At 63.9% G+C, this 17,094-nt stretch carries 12 protein-coding genes; 7 read left to right on the top strand and 5 right to left on the bottom strand.

Annotated elements, in window-relative coordinates:
- Positions 1 to 80 precede the first annotated feature (80 nt).
- Entirely contained in the window at positions 81 to 542 is a 462-nt protein-coding gene (locus tag OE747_RS11685) for a VOC family protein (protein ID WP_263828778.1), read from the top strand.
- Here OE747_RS11685 and OE747_RS11680 read toward each other — a convergent pair.
- From OE747_RS11680 to OE747_RS11670, 3 genes are all read right to left on the bottom strand, one after another.
- Positions 533 to 910, bottom strand: a complete 378-nt coding sequence (locus OE747_RS11680) for a 5-carboxymethyl-2-hydroxymuconate Delta-isomerase (RefSeq protein WP_263828777.1) — start codon at positions 908 to 910, stop codon at positions 533 to 535. The genes OE747_RS11685 and OE747_RS11680 overlap by 10 nt on opposite strands.
- 149 nt (positions 911 to 1,059) lie before the next feature.
- Positions 1,060 to 3,450, bottom strand: coding sequence for a 1-deoxy-D-xylulose-5-phosphate synthase N-terminal domain-containing protein (locus tag OE747_RS11675; protein WP_263828776.1), 2,391 nt, complete (start codon positions 3,448 to 3,450; stop codon positions 1,060 to 1,062).
- A gap of 167 nt (positions 3,451 to 3,617) precedes the next feature.
- Complete coding sequence (locus OE747_RS11670) at positions 3,618 to 4,820, bottom strand: methionine gamma-lyase (RefSeq protein ID WP_263828775.1); 1,203 nt, start codon at positions 4,818 to 4,820, stop codon at positions 3,618 to 3,620.
- A gap of 116 nt (positions 4,821 to 4,936) precedes the next feature.
- Between OE747_RS11670 and OE747_RS11665 the strand changes: the two genes are divergently transcribed.
- Both OE747_RS11665 and OE747_RS11660 read left to right on the top strand, forming a co-directional pair.
- Entirely contained in the window at positions 4,937 to 5,395 is a 459-nt protein-coding gene (locus OE747_RS11665; RefSeq protein ID WP_234140617.1) for an Lrp/AsnC family transcriptional regulator, read from the top strand.
- Positions 5,396 to 5,508: 113 nt separating this feature from the next.
- Positions 5,509 to 7,368 (top strand): amidohydrolase, encoded by a 1,860-nt coding sequence (locus OE747_RS11660; RefSeq protein WP_263828774.1) that lies wholly within the window; start codon positions 5,509 to 5,511, stop codon positions 7,366 to 7,368.
- A gap of 96 nt (positions 7,369 to 7,464) precedes the next feature.
- On the opposite strand, the gene OE747_RS11655 is transcribed toward OE747_RS11660, so the two are convergent.
- Positions 7,465 to 9,678, bottom strand: a complete 2,214-nt coding sequence (locus OE747_RS11655; RefSeq protein ID WP_263828773.1) for an NADP-dependent isocitrate dehydrogenase — start codon at positions 9,676 to 9,678, stop codon at positions 7,465 to 7,467.
- Between the two features lie 573 nt (positions 9,679 to 10,251).
- On the opposite strand from OE747_RS11655, the gene OE747_RS11650 reads away from it, so the two are divergent.
- Complete coding sequence (locus OE747_RS11650) at positions 10,252 to 11,043, top strand: hypothetical protein (protein WP_263828772.1); 792 nt, start codon at positions 10,252 to 10,254, stop codon at positions 11,041 to 11,043.
- Between the two features lie 161 nt (positions 11,044 to 11,204).
- A complete protein-coding gene (locus OE747_RS11645; protein WP_263828771.1) occupies positions 11,205 to 13,502 on the top strand; it encodes a Tex family protein in 2,298 nt (765 codons plus the stop codon).
- Here the strand turns inward: OE747_RS11645 and OE747_RS11640 are convergent.
- Positions 13,499 to 14,200, bottom strand: coding sequence for a DnaA N-terminal domain-containing protein (locus OE747_RS11640; RefSeq protein ID WP_318527307.1), 702 nt, complete (start codon positions 14,198 to 14,200; stop codon positions 13,499 to 13,501). The genes OE747_RS11645 and OE747_RS11640 overlap by 4 nt on opposite strands.
- 474 nt (positions 14,201 to 14,674) lie before the next feature.
- Between OE747_RS11640 and OE747_RS11635 the strand changes: the two genes are divergently transcribed.
- Together OE747_RS11635 and OE747_RS11630 are read left to right on the top strand one after the other, a co-directional pair.
- Positions 14,675 to 15,982 (top strand): AAA family ATPase, encoded by a 1,308-nt coding sequence (locus tag OE747_RS11635; RefSeq protein ID WP_263828770.1) that lies wholly within the window; start codon positions 14,675 to 14,677, stop codon positions 15,980 to 15,982.
- Complete coding sequence (locus OE747_RS11630; protein WP_263828769.1) at positions 15,979 to 17,076, top strand: ParB/RepB/Spo0J family partition protein; 1,098 nt, start codon at positions 15,979 to 15,981, stop codon at positions 17,074 to 17,076. Before OE747_RS11635 ends, OE747_RS11630 begins: the two co-directional genes overlap by 4 nt.
- Positions 17,077 to 17,094: the final 18 nt, after the last annotated feature.

Raw genomic sequence — 17,094 nt, 5'->3', positions numbered from 1 at the left:
TCCGCGTTTAAATAGGTGCTTGACCTCAACCGGGGTTGAGGCCGCAGTCTGGGCGCATAAGACCAAATCGAGAGAGACCCATGCCCTGTTTTCCCCGGATCGACGCCGTCTATGAAACCCACCTGCCAGTGCGCGACCTCGACCGCGCCGTCACGTTCTACCGCGATGTATTGGGGTTGGAACTGGCCCATCGGCATGCGGCGCGGGGGCTGGCGTTTCTCTGGGTGGGCGGTCAGCAGACCGGAATGCTGGGCCTGTGGCAGGCGGGCAGCGCACCGATGCGGATGGTGCTGCATATGGCGTTCCGACTCGAGAAAGAGGCTGTTCTCGCTGTCCCCGCCGCGTTGAAGGTCGCAGGTGTTGATCCGCTGGGCTTCGACGGAGAACCTGTCCACGAACCGGTGGTGATCGGCTGGATGCCCGCGCTCACCGTCTATTGCAGAGACCCCGACGGGCATTCGATCGAGTTTCTCTGCCCCCTGCCCGATGCGCCCGACCCTGATTTTGGCATCGGCCCGTGGTCACGCTGGCGTCAGAGGTGATCGCGGATCGATCCGGTCTTGGGCGACAGATCCGGGTCGATATCGCGCATCTCCAGCGACAGGGCCAGCGAGCGCTGCGCCATCACCGGGGAGACAAAGGCGCGGACCGCTTCGAAGACTTCACTGGCGGCGGCCCGTTTCACCTCGGGTGCGCGACCTGCGCGCAGACGGATCGAGATGTCGATGAACCCGTGCTTGGGATCGCCATCGGCAATCGCCCAGTGATCGGCACGAAAGGCGCGCACCCGGATGCCCGGCATCGGAAAGGTGTCGATCCCCGCCGCGGTGGCACGGATCACCTCGCAAAGCGCGCCAATATCCAGCGCGTCCTCGAGATTGCCGGAATACTCGACGATGAAATGCGGCATGGCCTCCTCCTCGCACTGACAGCGGCGGGGCGGTGGCACAGGATTTCAAGTGAAATCCTGTGAGCAGGGATTTCCTTAAATCCCTGCCCCCTTGACCCGCGCCGGAGCACATAACAGGTTAACCACTCTCCGGCAGTCGGGTGCAAGCCCTATCCGACCAGCCGCGCGGGCTGGCCCGGGCGACCGGCGGTTAGCCCTTCGACCCGTTCGACAATCGCGCCCGCGTCGATGCCGAAGTGGCGGTAGAGATCACCGATGGTGCCGGTCTGGCCGAAATGTTCCACTCCCAACGGGATGGTCCGGTGCCCGGCCACCGATCCCAGCCAGCCCAGCGTTGCCGGATGCCCGTCGATCACCGTCACCAGCTGGCAATGCGGTGGCAATTCGCCCATCAGCCGCTCGATATGCGACAGCGCCGCCGGATTGCCGCGTGCCCGCGCCCGTTGTGCGGCGGTCCAGCCCGCGTTCAGCCGGTCGGCCGAGGTCACCGCCAGCACGCCGACATCACGCCGCGCCTCGCCCAGCAGCCCGGCGGCACGGATCGCCTCGGGCGCCACCGCGCCCTGATAGGCGATCACCACCTCGGCATTGGGGCCCGGCTTGCGCAGCCAATAGGCGCCGTCGATGGCGCCCTGGCGGAACGCATCGTCCACCCGCTTGCCCGGCTGCTCGATCGGATTGGTCGAGAGTCTGAGATAGACACTGCCCCCGGTCTCGTCGCGCAGCCAGGTGCGCTCGTCCGGGTCGCCCTCGCCATCGCGTTGCAGATAGTCGAAGGCCCATTCCATGATCACCGCCAGCTCATCGGCAAAGGCGGGTTCGAACGCGGCCAACCCGTCCTGGCTCATCCCGATCAGCGGCGAGCCGATGGATTGATGCGCCCCCCCTTCAGGGGCCAGAGTCACGCCCGAAGGCGTGCCCACCAGCAAAAACCGCGCGTCCTGGTAACAGGCATAGTTCAGCGCATCGAGACCGCGCGCCACAAACGGGTCATAGACCGTGCCGACCGGGATCAGCCGCTTGCCGAACAGCGAATGGCTCAGCCCCGCCGCACCCAACAGCAGCATCAGGTTCATCTCGGCGATGCCCAGCTCGATATGCTGGCCCTTGGGCGTGAATTCCCATTTCGCGGTCGAGGGGATCTTGTGCTCGATAAACGCGTCAGCCTGATCCTTGCGCGCAAACAGCTTGCGCCGGTTCACCCAGGGGCCGAGGTTGGTGGTGCCGGTCACATCGGGCGAGGTGGTGACGATGCGCGCCGCCAGTTCGCTGTCGCCCTTGCTGAGATCGTCCAGCACCTTGCCAAAGGCGGCCTGGGTCGAGATCTCGCGGTCGCTCGCAATCTCGATTCCCGGCACGGCAAGACGCGCATCGGAGAACCGCCGACGTCCCTTGGCAAAAAACGGCACCCGGTCCAGGAACCCACGCAGCGCGGCGGGGTCGGCAACCGTGGCCAGCGGCTCCCATTCCTGCCCCTCGGGCACGCCCATATGAGCCTGCCAGGCGGCAAACTGGGTCTTGTTCATCAGCCCGCCATGATTGTCCTTGTGCCCCGCGATCGGCGTGCCCCAGCCCTTGACCGTATAAGCCAGGAAACAGGTGGGGCGGTCATGGTCGATTGCGGCAAATGTCTCGGCCATGGTGGCAACGCAGTTGCCGCCGAGATTTTCCATCAGCGCGGCCAGCTCGTCATCGCTGCGCCGGTCGAGCAAGGCAGAGACGTCGCCCTGATCGCCCAGATCCTCCATCAACCGTTTGCGCCAGACCGCGCCGCCCATGAAGGTCAGCGCCGAATACTGCTGGTTCGGGCAGGCGTCGATCCAGTCGCGCAGCTTGTCACCGCCCGGTTCGGCAAACGCGGCGCGTTGCAGCGCGCCATACTTGATCCGCACCACGTCCCAGCCAAAGGCGTCGAAAATCTTCTCGATCCGTTCGAACAGACCCTCGCGCACGATCCCGTCCAGCGACTGGCGGTTATAGTCGATGATCCACCAGCAATTGCGCAGATCGTTCTTCCACCCCTCTTGCAGGGTCTCGTAAACATTGCCCTCGTCCAGCTCGGCATCGCCCACCAGCGCCACCATCCGGCCCATGGGCGCGCCCTGCCCCCAGTCCTTGGCGGCGATATAGTCCTGCACCAGCGCGGCAAAGGCGGTAACAGCCACGCCCAGCCCGACCGAACCGGTCGAGAAATCGACGTCATCCACATCCTTGGTGCGGCTGGGATAGGATTGCACCCCGCCATAGCCCCGGAAATTCTCCATCCGCGCGCGATCCAGATTGCCCATCAGGTACTGGATGGCATGGAATACCGGGCTGGCATGGGGTTTCACCGCCACCCGGTCCTCGGGCCTCAGCGCGCTGAAATAGAGCGCGGTCATGATCGACACCATCGAGGCCGAGCTGGCCTGATGCCCGCCGATCTTGATCCCGTCCACCTTGGGGCGGATGTGATTGGCGTGGTGGATCATCCAGTGCGACAGCCACAGGATGCGCTGTTCGATGGTCTTGAGGTGGCTAAGGTCCTGCGGCGTGCTCATCGGCGCTCTCCTTGCAATGCGGGATCAGACCCGTCCGGCGAAGTCTATCATTTCCCTGCCCCGGTGGCGCGGGGTTTCAACGCCGGGTTTGCCCCGCGCATCGGTCCGGACAGAGGGTATTCGAAGGCCGCGCGCCACTCCCCAGAAGCGCGCGGCTGCCGCCGCCCTCAGGCGGCGGCCTGAACCTGGGGCGCGTCCAGCGACTGCGCCAGATCGGCGAGGATATCCTCGACCTCTTCCAGACCGACCGATAGGCGGACCAGCCCGTCGCTGATCCCATGCTCGGCCCGCTCCTCGGGCGTATAGGTGGAATGGGTCATCGAGGCAGGATGCTGGATCAGCGTCTCGGCATCGCCCAGCGACACCGCCCGCGCGATCATGTTCAGACGGTTCATCATCGCCCGGCCCGCGTCCATGCCGCCCTTGAGCTCGAACGCGATCATCGCGCCGGGCTGGGCCATCTGCCGGTTCGCCAGCGCGTGCTGATCAAAAGACGTCAGACCGGGGAAATAGACCTCGCCCACCGCCGGATGCGCGGCCAGCCATTCGGCCACCACCTGCGCCGAGGCGCAATGCCGGTCCATCCGCAGCGCCAGCGTTTTCAGCCCGCGCAGGATCAGCATCGCGTTGAACGGGGCCATGACGGCACCGGTCATGTCCTTCATGCCATAGAGGCGGATCTCGGCGATCTGCTCGGCACCGCCCACCACAAGGCCCGCCACCACATCGCCATGGCCACCCAGATATTTGGTGGCCGAGTGCAGCACGATATCGGCGCCCATCTCGATGGGCCGGGTCAGATAGGGCGTGGCATAGGTATTGTCGACCACGACCGAGGCACCGGCGCCATGCGCGATCTCGCTCACCGCCGCGATATCGACCAGCCGCATGTTCGGGTTGGCGGGCGTTTCGAAATAGACCACGCGGGTCTTGTCGCTGATCGCGGTTTTCAGGTTCTCGGGGTCGGTCAGGTCCACATGGGTGATGGTCACCCCCCATTTCGCCAGCCCGTGCCGCATGTAAGAGAAGGTGCAGCCATAGAGCGTCTTGTCCACGATCACCTCATCCCCCGGCGACAACAGCGTCCACAGAACGGCGGTAATCGCGCCCATCCCCGAGGACAGCGCCAGCCCGGCCTCGGCCCCTTCGAGCGTGGCGATACGCTGTTCCAGCAGGTCGAGCGTCGGGTTCGAGATGCGCGAATAGATATGCCCCTGACGCTCGCCCGCGAACATCTCGCCCCCGGCTTCGGCGGTCTCGAACGCAAAGGTCGAGGTCAGATGCAAGGGCGGCGTCAGCGCGCCCTCGTGATCCAGCGGGTCATAGGCGTGGTGGATGGCGCGGCTGGCAAAGCCCTTGGCATGGGTCATGGCGGGATCTCCTGATCTGGTGTTGCAGACAGGATAGCCAAGCCAAACAGCGATGAGATTGCTATTTATGCCAACTTGATCTTTAATATTGGCAGTTTCTGCCAAGAAAGACGAAAATGGACAGCAAAGATCGCCAGATCATCCGGGCCTTGCAACAGGACGGGCGCATGACCAACCAGGACCTGGCCGAAAAGGTGAGTCTCTCACCCTCGCCCTGCCTGCGCCGCCTGCGCAATCTTGAAAAGAGCGGCGCCATCCGGGGGTTTGCCGTCGATGTGGATCCGGCTGCCTATGGGCTGCCAATCACCGTCTTTGTCCGCATCCGGCTGGAGCGCCATAATCAGGAGGATGTGCAGCGGTTCGAAACCCGCGTGCGCCAGATCGACGAAGTGCTGGAATGCCACATCATGACCGGCGCGATGGATTACCAGTTGCGGGTGGTGGTGTCGGGGCTGGACGCTTACGAACAGTTCATCCGCACCCGCATCCATCCAATTGGCGGCATCGCCTCGATCGACACCAGCTTTGTCTACAGCACGGTGAAGAAAACCGCCGTGTTCCCGCGCCTGGGATAGCCCCCGGCGCCGATCCGACAAAGGTGACACTTCCAATTTGAACCAGGCGATGCAACCCTGATCCCGGGTCAAGGGCGAAAGGCTGCCTGCCCCCTCAAATCGCGAGACAAATCATGGCACACGATGATTTCTATGGATGTCCATGTTGCAGCGGCACCTTCGGCGGGCTGTTTGCGGTCAACCACACGGTGCGAGAGCTTAAGGGTCAGGCCGCGCCCGGCAACGGCTGGTCCTGCAACTGGAGCATCGACTGGGCAAGTCTGGGCCGCAGGGATTTTCTCAAGACCGGCGCCGCCGCCGCAAGCCTTGCGGCGCTGATGCCAAACGACACGCGCGCCCAAACCGAGGTGAGCGAGCCCACCACCCTTTTCACCAATGCCAACGTGCTGACCGTTGACGCCGATTTCTCAACCGCCCAGGCCATCGCCATTCGCGGCAATCGCATTCTGGCCGTGGGGAGCGACGCCGAGGTGCGCGCGGCGACCGGGGACGAGGCCACCGTAGTCGATCTGGGTGGCAAGACCATCCTGCCGGGCTTTATCGACGCGCATGCCCATGCCGTCTCGGGATCGGTGGTCGATGCGATCATGGACTATGTCGGCATGGCCCGCTTCACCACCGTTGACGAGGTGCTGAACCATATCGCGACGCGCGCGGCCCAAACACCCGTCGGCGACTGGCTGGTATTCCGCAACTTCGATCCGGCGGTGCAGGAGGGGGCCGATGCCCTCACCTTTGCCGAGCTCGATCCGATCTCGACCGATCACCCGATCTTCATCCTGAACGCCTCGGGGCACCTTGCATATGCCAACTCCAAGGCGTTCGAGGCCTCGGGCCTGACCAATGACGTTCAGAACCCGCCCGGCGGCGAATTCATGCGCGACGCCGATGGCAACCTGACCGGCACGATCAAAAACAACGTCGCCTTCCTTCAGATTGCAGAAAACTATCCGGCGATGAAACAGGTGAACCCGGTCGAAGGTCTGCTAGGCCTGCTCGAGAAATGGTCGCAACAGGGCCTGACCACGGTGTCTGAACTCAGCCTTGGCGCGCTGGCGCAATCGCCCGCCGATGTCCAGGTCATGGCTGCGGCGGCACAGTCGGGCCGAATGACGGCGCGGCTTCGCGCCTACCCCTTTTACACGCTTGGCACCGAAGCCTGGGACAATGCCAACGTGAAACAGGGCGATGGCAACGCGCTGGCCCGCGTCGCAGGGTACAAACTGGTCGCCGATGGCTCCAATCAGGGGTTCACCGGCCTGCAGCGCGAGCCCTATCTGAATCGCGAGGATCGCGGCCTTGCGTATATGGAGCCGGACGAGCTGACCGCCACCGCTCTCGAGCGCGCGAGCAAGGGCTGGCATCTCGCCATCCATGGCAATGGCGATGCGGCCATCGACAACATTCTGGACACCTGCCAGACACTGGCCGATGCCGGGATCGACATGGCCCGCGTGCGTCCCCGGATCGAGCACTGCTCGATCCTGCATGACGAACAGATTGCGCGCATGAAAGCGCTTGGCGTCTCGGCCAGCTTCCTGATCGGCCATGTCCATTATTGGGGCGTTGCCATGCGCGATCAGGTCTTTGGCCTGGACAAGGCGCAGTTGCTGGACCGCTGTAAAAGCGTCGAAGAGGCGGGCGTGGGCTTTACGCTGCATTCGGATTTCATGCTGACCGACCCGAACCCGCTGCACATGATCGAAATGGCCGTGACCCGCCGCACCTGGAAGGAACCGGACTATGTGCTGGCGCCGCAGGAACGGATCTCGGTGGACTCGGCGATCCGGGCGATGACCTCCGAGGCCGCCTGGCAGCTGTTCTCGGACCACGAGATCGGCAGCCTCGAACCGGGCAAGCTGGCGGATATGGTGATCCTCGATCAGGATCCGCGCGAGGTGGAACCCGACGAGATCAAGACCATCAAGGTGCTCGAAACCTGGATGGACGGGAAACAGGTGCTCGCCGCCTGAGACGCGGCCGGGCAAGCGCCCGGCGGCCTGACGGAACCGCCACGCAAAAGGGCGCGAGGGTTAGCCCCGCGCCCTTGATCTTTTATCGCGTCAAGCTCAGCCGATGATCGCGTTCAGCGTCGCAGACGGCCGCATGATCGCCGCCTTCTTCTCAGCCGAAGGCTTGTAATAGCCGCCGATATCGGCGGATTTGCCCTGGGCCGCGGCCAGTTCGGTCAGGATCGCCTGTTCGCCATCGGCCAGCGCCTTGGCCAGCGGGGCGAATTCGGCGGCCAGAGCGGCATCATCGGATTGCGCCGCCAGTGCCTCGGCCCAGTAGCGGGCGAACCAGTAGTGGCTGTCGCGGTTGTCGGGCTGACCCACCTTGCGGCTGGGGCTGCGGTTGAAATCCAGAATGCCCTGGGTCGCCGCCTCGGCGGCGCGGCCCAGCACCCCGGCCTTGGCATTGCCCCGGCTGTCGGCGAGGAAGTTCAGGCTTTCCCCCAATGCACAGAATTCCCCCATCGAGTCCCAGCGCAGGTGGTTTTCCTCGACCAGCTGCTGCACGTGTTTCGGGGCCGAACCCCCGGCGCCGGTCTCGAACAACCCGCCGCCCTGCATCAACTTGACGATCGACAGCATCTTGGCCGAGGTACCCAATTCCAGGATCGGGAACAGGTCGGTCAGGTAATCGCGCAGCACGTTGCCGGTGATGGCGATGCTGTCCTTGCCCGCTGTGATGGTCTTGAGCGATTGCGCCGTCGCCTCGCGCGGGGCCAGGATCTGGAACTTGTCGGCCACGCCCGCCGCTTCGAGCACCGGTTTGACATAGGCGATCAGCTGCGCATCATGGGCACGGTTGGCGTCCAGCCAGAAGATCGCCTCGGACCCGGTCAGGCGCTGACGATCCATTGCCAGCTGGATCCAGTTCTCGATCGGCGCCTTCTTGACGGTGCAGGCACGCCAGATATCACCCGCCTCGACCGCATGCGAATGCAGCACGTCGCCATTGGCCAGCACGATACGGATGGTGCCATCTGCGGGCGCCTCGAACGTGGTCGGGTGCGACCCGTATTCCTCGGCCTTCTGTGCCATCAGGCCAACGTTGGCCACCGACCCGGCGGTGGTCACGTCCAGCGCGCCGTTGGCCTTGAAGAAGTTGATGGTCTCGTCATAGACGGTCGCATAGCAGCGGTCGGGGATCACGCAATTGGTGTCGCCCTTGGCGCCGGTCTGATCCCAGCCCTTGCCGCCCGCGCGGATCACGGCGGGCATCGAGGCGTCGATGATCACGTCCGAGGGCACATGCAGGTTGGTGATGCCACGGTCCGAGTCGACCATGTACATGGCCGGACGATCCGCCTTGACCGCCTCGATGGCGGCCAGGATCTCGGCGTCGCCTTTCACCCGCTCCAGCAGGTCGCCCAGGCCGGAATTCGGGTTCACACCAAGCGCCGCCATACGGTCGCCGAATTTCTCGAACACCGGCGCCAGCCAGGCCTTGACCGCGTGACCAAAGATGATAGGGTCCGCAACCTTCATCATCGTGGCCTTCATGTGCAGCGAGAACATGGTGCCATCGGCCTTGGTGTCCTCGATGGCATCGGCCAGAAAGGCCCCCAGCGCCTTGACCGACATGAACGTCGCGTCGGCAACGGTGCCTTCGTCCAGCTGCCAGTTCTTTTTCAGCTCGGTCACGCTGCCATCGGCACCGATGAACTCGATCCGCGCCTTGCCCGCCTGCGCGGCGGTGATGGTGGCCGATTTCTCGTTGGCATAGAAATCGTTGCCCGGCATCGAACTGACCTTGGTTTTCGAGGTCGACACCCATTCGCCCATCGAATGCGGGTTCTTCTGCGCATAGCTCTTGACCGCCTTGGCCGAACGACGGTCCGAGTTGCCCTCGCGCAGGACTGGGTTCACCGCCGAGCCCTTGATCGCGTCATAGCGGGCGCGAATCTCCTTTTCCGCATCCGTTGCGGGCGCCTCGGGATAGGACGGGATGTCATAGCCCTGGCCCTGCAATTCCTCGATCGCGGCCACCAGCTGTGGCACCGAGGCCGAGATATTGGGCAGCTTGATCACATTGGCGGTGGGCGTCTTCACCAGCTCGCCCAGGGCGGCCAGATCGTCGGACTGGCGCTGATCTGCGGTCAGGTTCTCGGGGAAGGTCGCGATGATGCGGCCCGCCAGCGAGATATCGGGGGTTCCAACGGTGATACCCGCCGCCGAAACGAACTTGCGGATGATCGGAAGGAACGAGGCGCTGGCCAGCTCCGGCGCTTCGTCTACAATGGTATACAATATGTCGGAGTTCATTTTATCAGCCATATTCTCTTACCTTTTCTAGCCTTTCCTGGGGCGTGCGATCCGAGAGTGTGTTGCCACATGTGTTGCGGCGCGGGGGAATCGGGCCATGGGTCCGACACCGGTTACTCTGATTTGACAGGCTCCCCATACATGGGCGCGCGCCGCGTTTCAATCGAGGGAGACTGCGCATTTTGCCCCAGTCTGCGCAAATCCGCGTGCGTGGGCGACAGTGGCGTCAGATCGGCCCAGATTCACATGCTCAAAGTCATGGCATTTTGCGCATATGTGATGCATCAACTTCTCCGTCGCGCATCGGGTCTCGACAGGCAAGTTTGACCTAGACGTCCTGCACATCGAACCGGAGGACGACTTTGCGGACGAAGCCGACCGCTTGGCGGCGGTTAATAAGGCCGCTGCACGAGCGCCTATTGGCTTGCTCGGAACTGTGAGTGGGTACATGATCGCTGCAAGAAACTCAAACGAGGGTTCCTTTTCAGCAAGTCAACCGATCCCGCACCTGCCAAAGTTTTTTTGCAGTGTCCGATCGCAAGGTTGTCCGACGGTCCGGGTTTACGGGGCTTCAAGGAGGAGTGGATGGCGGATTTTTGCGGCGATCCGGCAAATATCGAGGTGCAGAAACGCCTGCTTTCTCGGCAGGACTGGATATCCAGAACCCCTGCCGTCGCCAATGGCGGGCGCGTTCTGAACATCGTGGCACCCGACGAGTTGGGATGGGATCAGATACGCGATCTCATGGCCGAGGACGAGCTTGCAGGGTTCGTGGCCCAGGATCACGACACGTTCCTTCCGAAAGTGCAGGCGGAATTAGGTGAACACTACAGCTATCCATTCTGGCAGGTCTATCGCGGCTCTGCCGAGCATGTCCGAGCAGCTTGCGAGGCCTTGCTTTTCAAGCTTGATCTGCCGGATGGCTGGCGGATCGACACTCTGACTCACCCCAACGAAGATCAGATTGCAAAGGTGCAGGAGTTGAATCTCGCGACCGGCGTGGCGCCGTATCCGGCATATTACAGCGCAGGCTCGCTCGTTGGATGCGTCACGACGGTTCTATGGTCCGACACCGGTTTAGCCGTGGGTTCGGCATCCGTCGTCGACAAGTTCCATCCTGACGGGCGCCTCGGCGGAACGGTCTTCAAGGGGTCGACCTGCGTGCTGCCGGACTATCGCGGAAAGTCCTTGGGAAAACTCGTGAACGCCCACAACCTGCTGGGCAGTCTTGAGGCCTTCCAGTGGACACATGTGATCTCGCAAGTCCAGCCTAGTAATACAGCTTCACACAGGACGATCGGAACCTGCGGCCTGGCACCCTTGGCCGGATGCGTCACCGTAGGCGCCCTTCCCAACGGTACAGTTTTTACTCGTTGATCATGGCGGCAATGGGCTCTATGCCGACATTCTCCACATCTGCGTGACCCGATCAGCGAATACCCCAACCGGCACATAGGGCAGCGCCCGGCGCTCACCCCCTTCCCCTCCCCTGCCCCGCTGGCTAGATAGGATCTCCAACCTATCTGGGAGAAATTTTCTTGGACCGTATCGCCCGCACCATCGCCGCCGAAATCAATGCCCGCCCCGAACAGGTGGATGCCGCGGTCAAGCTGCTGGACGAAGGCGCCACCGTGCCCTTTGTCGCCCGCTACCGCAAAGAGGCGACCGGGGGGCTGGACGACACCCAATTGCGCACGCTGGCCGACCGGCTGACCTATCTGCGCGAGTTGGAGGCGCGGCGCGAGACGATCCTGGGCTCGATCCGCGATCAGGGCAAGCTGACCGACGAGCTGTCGCTCTCCATCGCGCGAGCCGAGACCAAGGCGCAGCTCGAAGACATCTATCTGCCCTACAAGCCCAAGCGCCGCACCAAGGCGATGATCGCCCGCGAAAACGGGCTGGAAGCGCTGGCCGAGGCCATTCTGGCCGACCGCCGCGCCGAACCCGAGGCGCTGGCCGAGGGCTATCTCTCCGAAGCGGTGCCCACGAGCAAGGACGCGCTGAACGGCGCCCGCGACATCCTCGCCGAGCGCCTGACCGAGGATGCCACCCTGCTGGGCGATCTGCGCGCATTTCTGCACCGCGAGGCGATGCTGAGCGCCAAGGTAATCGAGGGGCAGGAACAGGCGGGCGCCAAGTTCTCCGACTATTTCGCCCATTCCGAGAAATGGGCCACCACGCCGTCGCACCGGGCGTTGGCCATGCTGCGCGCCCAGAAAGAGGGCGTCGTGACGCTGGATATCGCCCCCGATGCCGAGGGCGCGGCGCGGGCCGAAACCATGGTGGCCTCGCGGCTGGAAACCCGTGGCTCCGGCCCCGGTGACGAATGGCTGCGCAAGGTGGCCGGCTGGACCTGGCGGGTGAAACTGTCGCTGTCGATGATGGTCGACCTGATGGGCGATCTGCGCGCCCGCGCGCAGGAAGAGGCGATCCAGGTCTTCGCCCGCAATCTCAAGGACCTACTCTTTGCCGCCCCGGCCGGGGCGCGGCCAACGCTGGGGCTTGATCCCGGCATCCGCACCGGGGTCAAGGCGGCGGTGGTCGATGCCACGGGCAAGCTGGTGGCAACCGACACGCTCTATCCCTTCCAGCCCAAGAACGACCTGCGCGGGGCGCAGGCCAGCATCGCCCGGATGATCGCCCAGCACGGCATCGAACTCATCGCCATCGGCAACGGCACCGCCAGCCGCGAGACCGAACGGATGGTGGCCGACACGCTGAAACTGCTGCCGAAATCGGTGAAAGCGCCCACCAAGGTGGTGGTGAGCGAGGCCGGCGCCTCGGTCTATTCCGCCTCGGAACTGGCGGCGCGCGAATTCCCGGGGCTGGATGTCTCCTTGCGCGGCGCGGTGTCCATCGCCCGGCGGCTTCAGGATCCGCTGGCCGAACTGGTCAAGATCGAACCCAAGAGCATCGGCGTCGGCCAGTATCAGCACGATGTCGACCAGCACCGGCTGGGCCAGATGCTGGAGGCGGTGATCGAGGATGTGGTGAACGCGGTCGGGGTCGACCTCAACACCGCCTCGGCGCCGCTCCTGGCGCATGTCTCGGGCTTGGGGCCGGGCCTGGCCGAGGCCATCGTCGCCCATCGCGACATGAACGGCGCCTTTGCCGTGCGGCGCGACCTGCTCAAGGTGGCCCGCCTTGGCCCCCGCGCGTTCGAGCAATGCGCGGGCTTTCTGCGCATCCGCGACGGCAAGGAGCCGCTCGACGCCAGCGCCGTGCACCCCGAGGCCTATGAGGTCGCCCGCCGCATCGTCGGCGCCTGTGGCCGTGATATCCGCCAGATCATGGGGCATGAGGGCGCTTTGAAAGGCCTGCGGGCGGAGCAGTTCGTGACCGATACATTCGGCCTGCCCACCGTGCGCGACATCCTGGCCGAACTGGAAAAACCCGGCCGTGACCCGCGCCCCAGTTTCGTGACCGCCTCCTTTGCCGACGGGGTCGAGGACATTACCGACCTGCGCCCCGGCATGGTGCTGGAGGGCACGGTGACCAATGTCGCGGCCTTTGGCGCCTTTGTCGATATCGGGGTGCATCAGGACGGGCTGGTGCATGTCAGCCAGCTGGCCGACCGTTTCGTCAAGGATCCGCACGAGGTGGTCAAGGCCGGTCAGGTGGTCAAGGTCACGGTGACCGAGGTCGATGTACCCCGCAAGCGGATCGGTCTGACCATGCGCAAGGATGGCGGCGCCTCGGCCCGGCAGGAGAAACCGGCGCGCTCGGGCGGCCCCAAGGACCGGAACCCGCGCGGTCCGATGCAATCAGGACCCAAGGGCGGTGGCAATACCGGCGCGTTGGGGGCGGCGCTTCAGGACGCGCTGCGCAAACGCTAAGGCCCCCACCCCGCCGCCTCGATCCGGATCGACCGGATCGAGGGGTCAATGCGCGAATAGGCGGCCAGCAGCCGCCCGCTCCATTTTGCGGCGATGTAATCGGCCATGAACCGGCTCGGCGCCATCAGCACCGCACGACCGTTGCTGCGCTCGACCTCGCTCAGGTGTTGGAACCAGCTTGACCACAGCTCCGGGTCGCGTCCATGGAGCGCGGCCTGAACCTGCCCCCAGACCGGGTCGTCGCTGGCCTCGGCGCGCGGGGCCGGTACATGAAGGGGCACGACATTGCCCGCTGTTTCGACTTGCGGGGCCTCATCCAATCGCGCCTCGAAATCCGGCCCGATCACGGCCCAGCTGTCCCGCGTGTCCAGCAGCATCTGTTTCAGGTCCAGCTCATAGACACTGACCCGACCCCGCACGCCCGGACGTTTCACCGTGACCCAGCCCAGCGTGCGCAGCCGGGCCATCTCGCGTTTCACGGTACGTTCGTCCACCGACCACAGCCGCGCGATCTCGTCACGGCCCATGGACAGCTCGTTGCGTTGCCAGTTGTAGCGGGTGGTGATCAGCGCCGAAAGCCGCAGGATCAGCCGCTGCCGATGCTTGTCGCCCGCCAGCGCATGCACCGCCAGCGCCGAAAGAATATCGTATTTCAGGGCCGACGCATTGCGCCCGACCGGTTTTGCGATCTGCATCATCCAACTCTCTGCCCGTCTGCCTCGACGATGGGATCTGTCGTCCCGTGTCGTCGGTTCGGCGTCTTCTCAACGCTTTTCCCGATCTTGGGGCAATTAGCGTCCAAAGCTTCGATTCTGTCAAGCGGCTTGGCCCAAGGCCCCCTCCCCTTCCCCTTTTCAAAGAAAGAATTTGGGTGAAGTATTGGTGAGGGGGGACATCCTGTCTGTCCCCGTATTGGCCCCTTTTGTCCCCCTATCAGGGGTATTCCAGCGCCTATGTGACCCCATATCTTGCGGAGCGCTGCCAGAGAGACCTGACCGAATCATGACGCTCTGCTCCCCTTGGCCCCGAATCGGAAGCCCCCTGTTTTCAAGGGCTTTCTTACCCGTGGGTAAGGTCGCATCCTCATGATATTTCCTTTTGCCATAAATGCAAATACAGCGTAAATGGGTAACCACAGATAATTAGCGTCCTGAGAAAAGGAAGCCCGAGGCATGTATACACACGAAGACCTGAGTCACCTGCGCAACCAGTCGCTGAAGCTGCAAGGCTGGATCCGGCAGCAGACCTTCAGCCCCGAGCTGGAAAAGACACTGCGCCGCTTTTCCAGCTGGGAGGTGAGCGAGTTGATCTTCAACGTCAACCAGTCGACCTTTCGCGGCAAGCTGGTCGCCGACCCCACCCTGCCCGGTGGCGAGGTCGAACCCGATGGCCGCCAGCGCTGGTTCAGCCTGGAAGAGGTGAACGAGCTGCGCCGCCGGCTCAAGATCAACCGCAAGTCGCTGATGCCACCGCGCCCGGCGGGCAAGCGTGCGATCCGCGCGGCGGTGGCCAATTTCAAGGGCGGCGCTGGCAAGTCGACCGTCGCCCTGCATCTGGCCCATGCCGCCGCACTGGATGGCTATCGGGTGCTGGTGGTCGATTTCGATCCGCAGGCGACGCTGAGCCATTCCATGGGTTTGACGGATGTGGCCGAGGACTACACCGTTTGGGGCATCATGGCGCGCGACCTGATCCGAGAAACCGAGCGGATGAACAACCGCGCCGCAGCCGCCGAAAGCGGCACCACCCTGCCCCGCCGCCAGTTGCCCGCCTCGATCACCGGCATGGGGCTGGGCGATCTGCGTGTTGGCGATTTCATCAAGCCCAGCTCCTGGTCGACGATCGATGCGATCCCCTCCTGCGCCAACGCCGCCTTTGTCGAATTTGCCAGCGCGCAATACCGGCACCTGAACCCGGAATGGTCCTTCTTCGCCGCTGTGTCGCGCTATCTCGATCAGATCCCCGATGACGCCTATGATCTGATCCTGTTCGATTGCCCGCCCGCCATCGGCTATCAGTCGATGAACGCGGTGTTTGCTGCCGACATGCTCTATATCCCTTCGGGGCCCGGCTATTGGGAATACGACTCGACCACTTCTTTCATCGGGCAATTGGCCGAGGCGCTGGAGGATCTGTCGCACGGGTTCGACGGCGTCTTACCCACGGGTAAGATCGGTCTGCCCAAGACCTTTGCTGAGATCCGCTTTATCCTGACCCGCTACGAGCCGGGCAATGCCCTGCATCAGGCGATGTACGAGGCGTTCCGCAAGGTGTTCGGCCATCACGTTACCGAGCATCCGGTCGAGATGACGCGGGCGGTGGAACAATCCGGCCGCTTCCTCAATTCGGTCTACGAGATGGATTACCGCGAGATGACGCGGGAAACCTGGCGCCGCGCCCGTGGCACCTTCGACAACGCCTATCGCGAGTTCCGCGAGGTGATGTTGTCGGCCTGGTCCAAGCTGGAGGATGACGCATGACCCGCAAGCGCAGAATCTTCGATATCGACATGCCGGCGATGGAGGACATCCCGGTCGGCAAGGTGCCCGACAAGGTGCTGGACAAACACCGGCGCGGCCCGATGGCGACTGCGATCTCGGAAAATGCCGATGCACTGCGCGACCGGCAAGAGACCGAGGATCGCATCCGCGCAGAAAACGACCAGTTGGCGCATGAGCTGGTGCGGCTGAAGAAAGAGGGGCTGATCACCGATCTGGTGCCGCTTGACGCGGTGCATGCCGAGCGGCTGACCCGTGACCGGGCACAAGGGCCGGACCCGGAGCTGGACGAGCTGAAAACCTCGATCCGCGAAATCGGATTGTCGAACCCGATCCGGGTCGAGAAGCGTGCCGATGGCGGGTACGAGCTGGTGCAGGGCATGCGGCGCCTGTCGGCCTATCGCGCGCTCTACGAGGAAACCGGGGACGAGCGCTTTGCCCGCATCCCGGCGGGGATCCTTGCAAATGCGCCGACGGATGATCAATACCGCCGGATGGTGGATGAAAACCTGATCCGCAAGGATATCTCATTCGCCGAAATGGGCGCGCTGGCGCGGGCCTATGCCGAGGACCCGGCCAATGATTGTGCCGATGTGGACAAGGCGGTGTCGGTCCTGTTCAAATCCGCCAGCTACACCAAGCGCAGCTATATCCGTGCCTTTGCCAGCCTGCTGATGATGCTGGGCAAGTCGCTGGAGCACCCCAACGAGATTCCGCGCAATGTGGGCGTTGATCTCAAACGCAAGCTGGATGGCGATCCGGGGCTCGTGGGTGTCGTGAGTTCCGCTTTGCTGGCGCAGCCGGGGCGGAGTCCGGCGGACGAGGTGGCGATCCTGCGCGGGTTTGCCGAGGGGGTAGGGGCGCCGGAACCGCAGGCGCGCACGCCTGCGCCCAGTGGCGACAAGACCCGCCGGGCCAAGACCACCTTTCAGATCAGCCGCCCGAGCGGGATCGCGAAATGCTCGGCCTCGAATGGGCGGATTGACCTGCGCTATGATCTGGATTTCACCCGCATCGACCGGCAAAAGCTGGAACAGGCGGTGGCGAAACTGATCGACAGTCTGCAAGAGGACTGACACCACGCGGTCTTACCC

This window comes from Ruegeria aquimaris, from assembly GCF_025751555.1.
Classification (GTDB): domain Bacteria; phylum Pseudomonadota; class Alphaproteobacteria; order Rhodobacterales; family Rhodobacteraceae; genus Ruegeria_B; species Ruegeria_B aquimaris.
The sequence above is the reverse complement of the archived record's forward strand: the minus strand, read 5'-3'. Positions and strand labels throughout refer to the sequence as shown.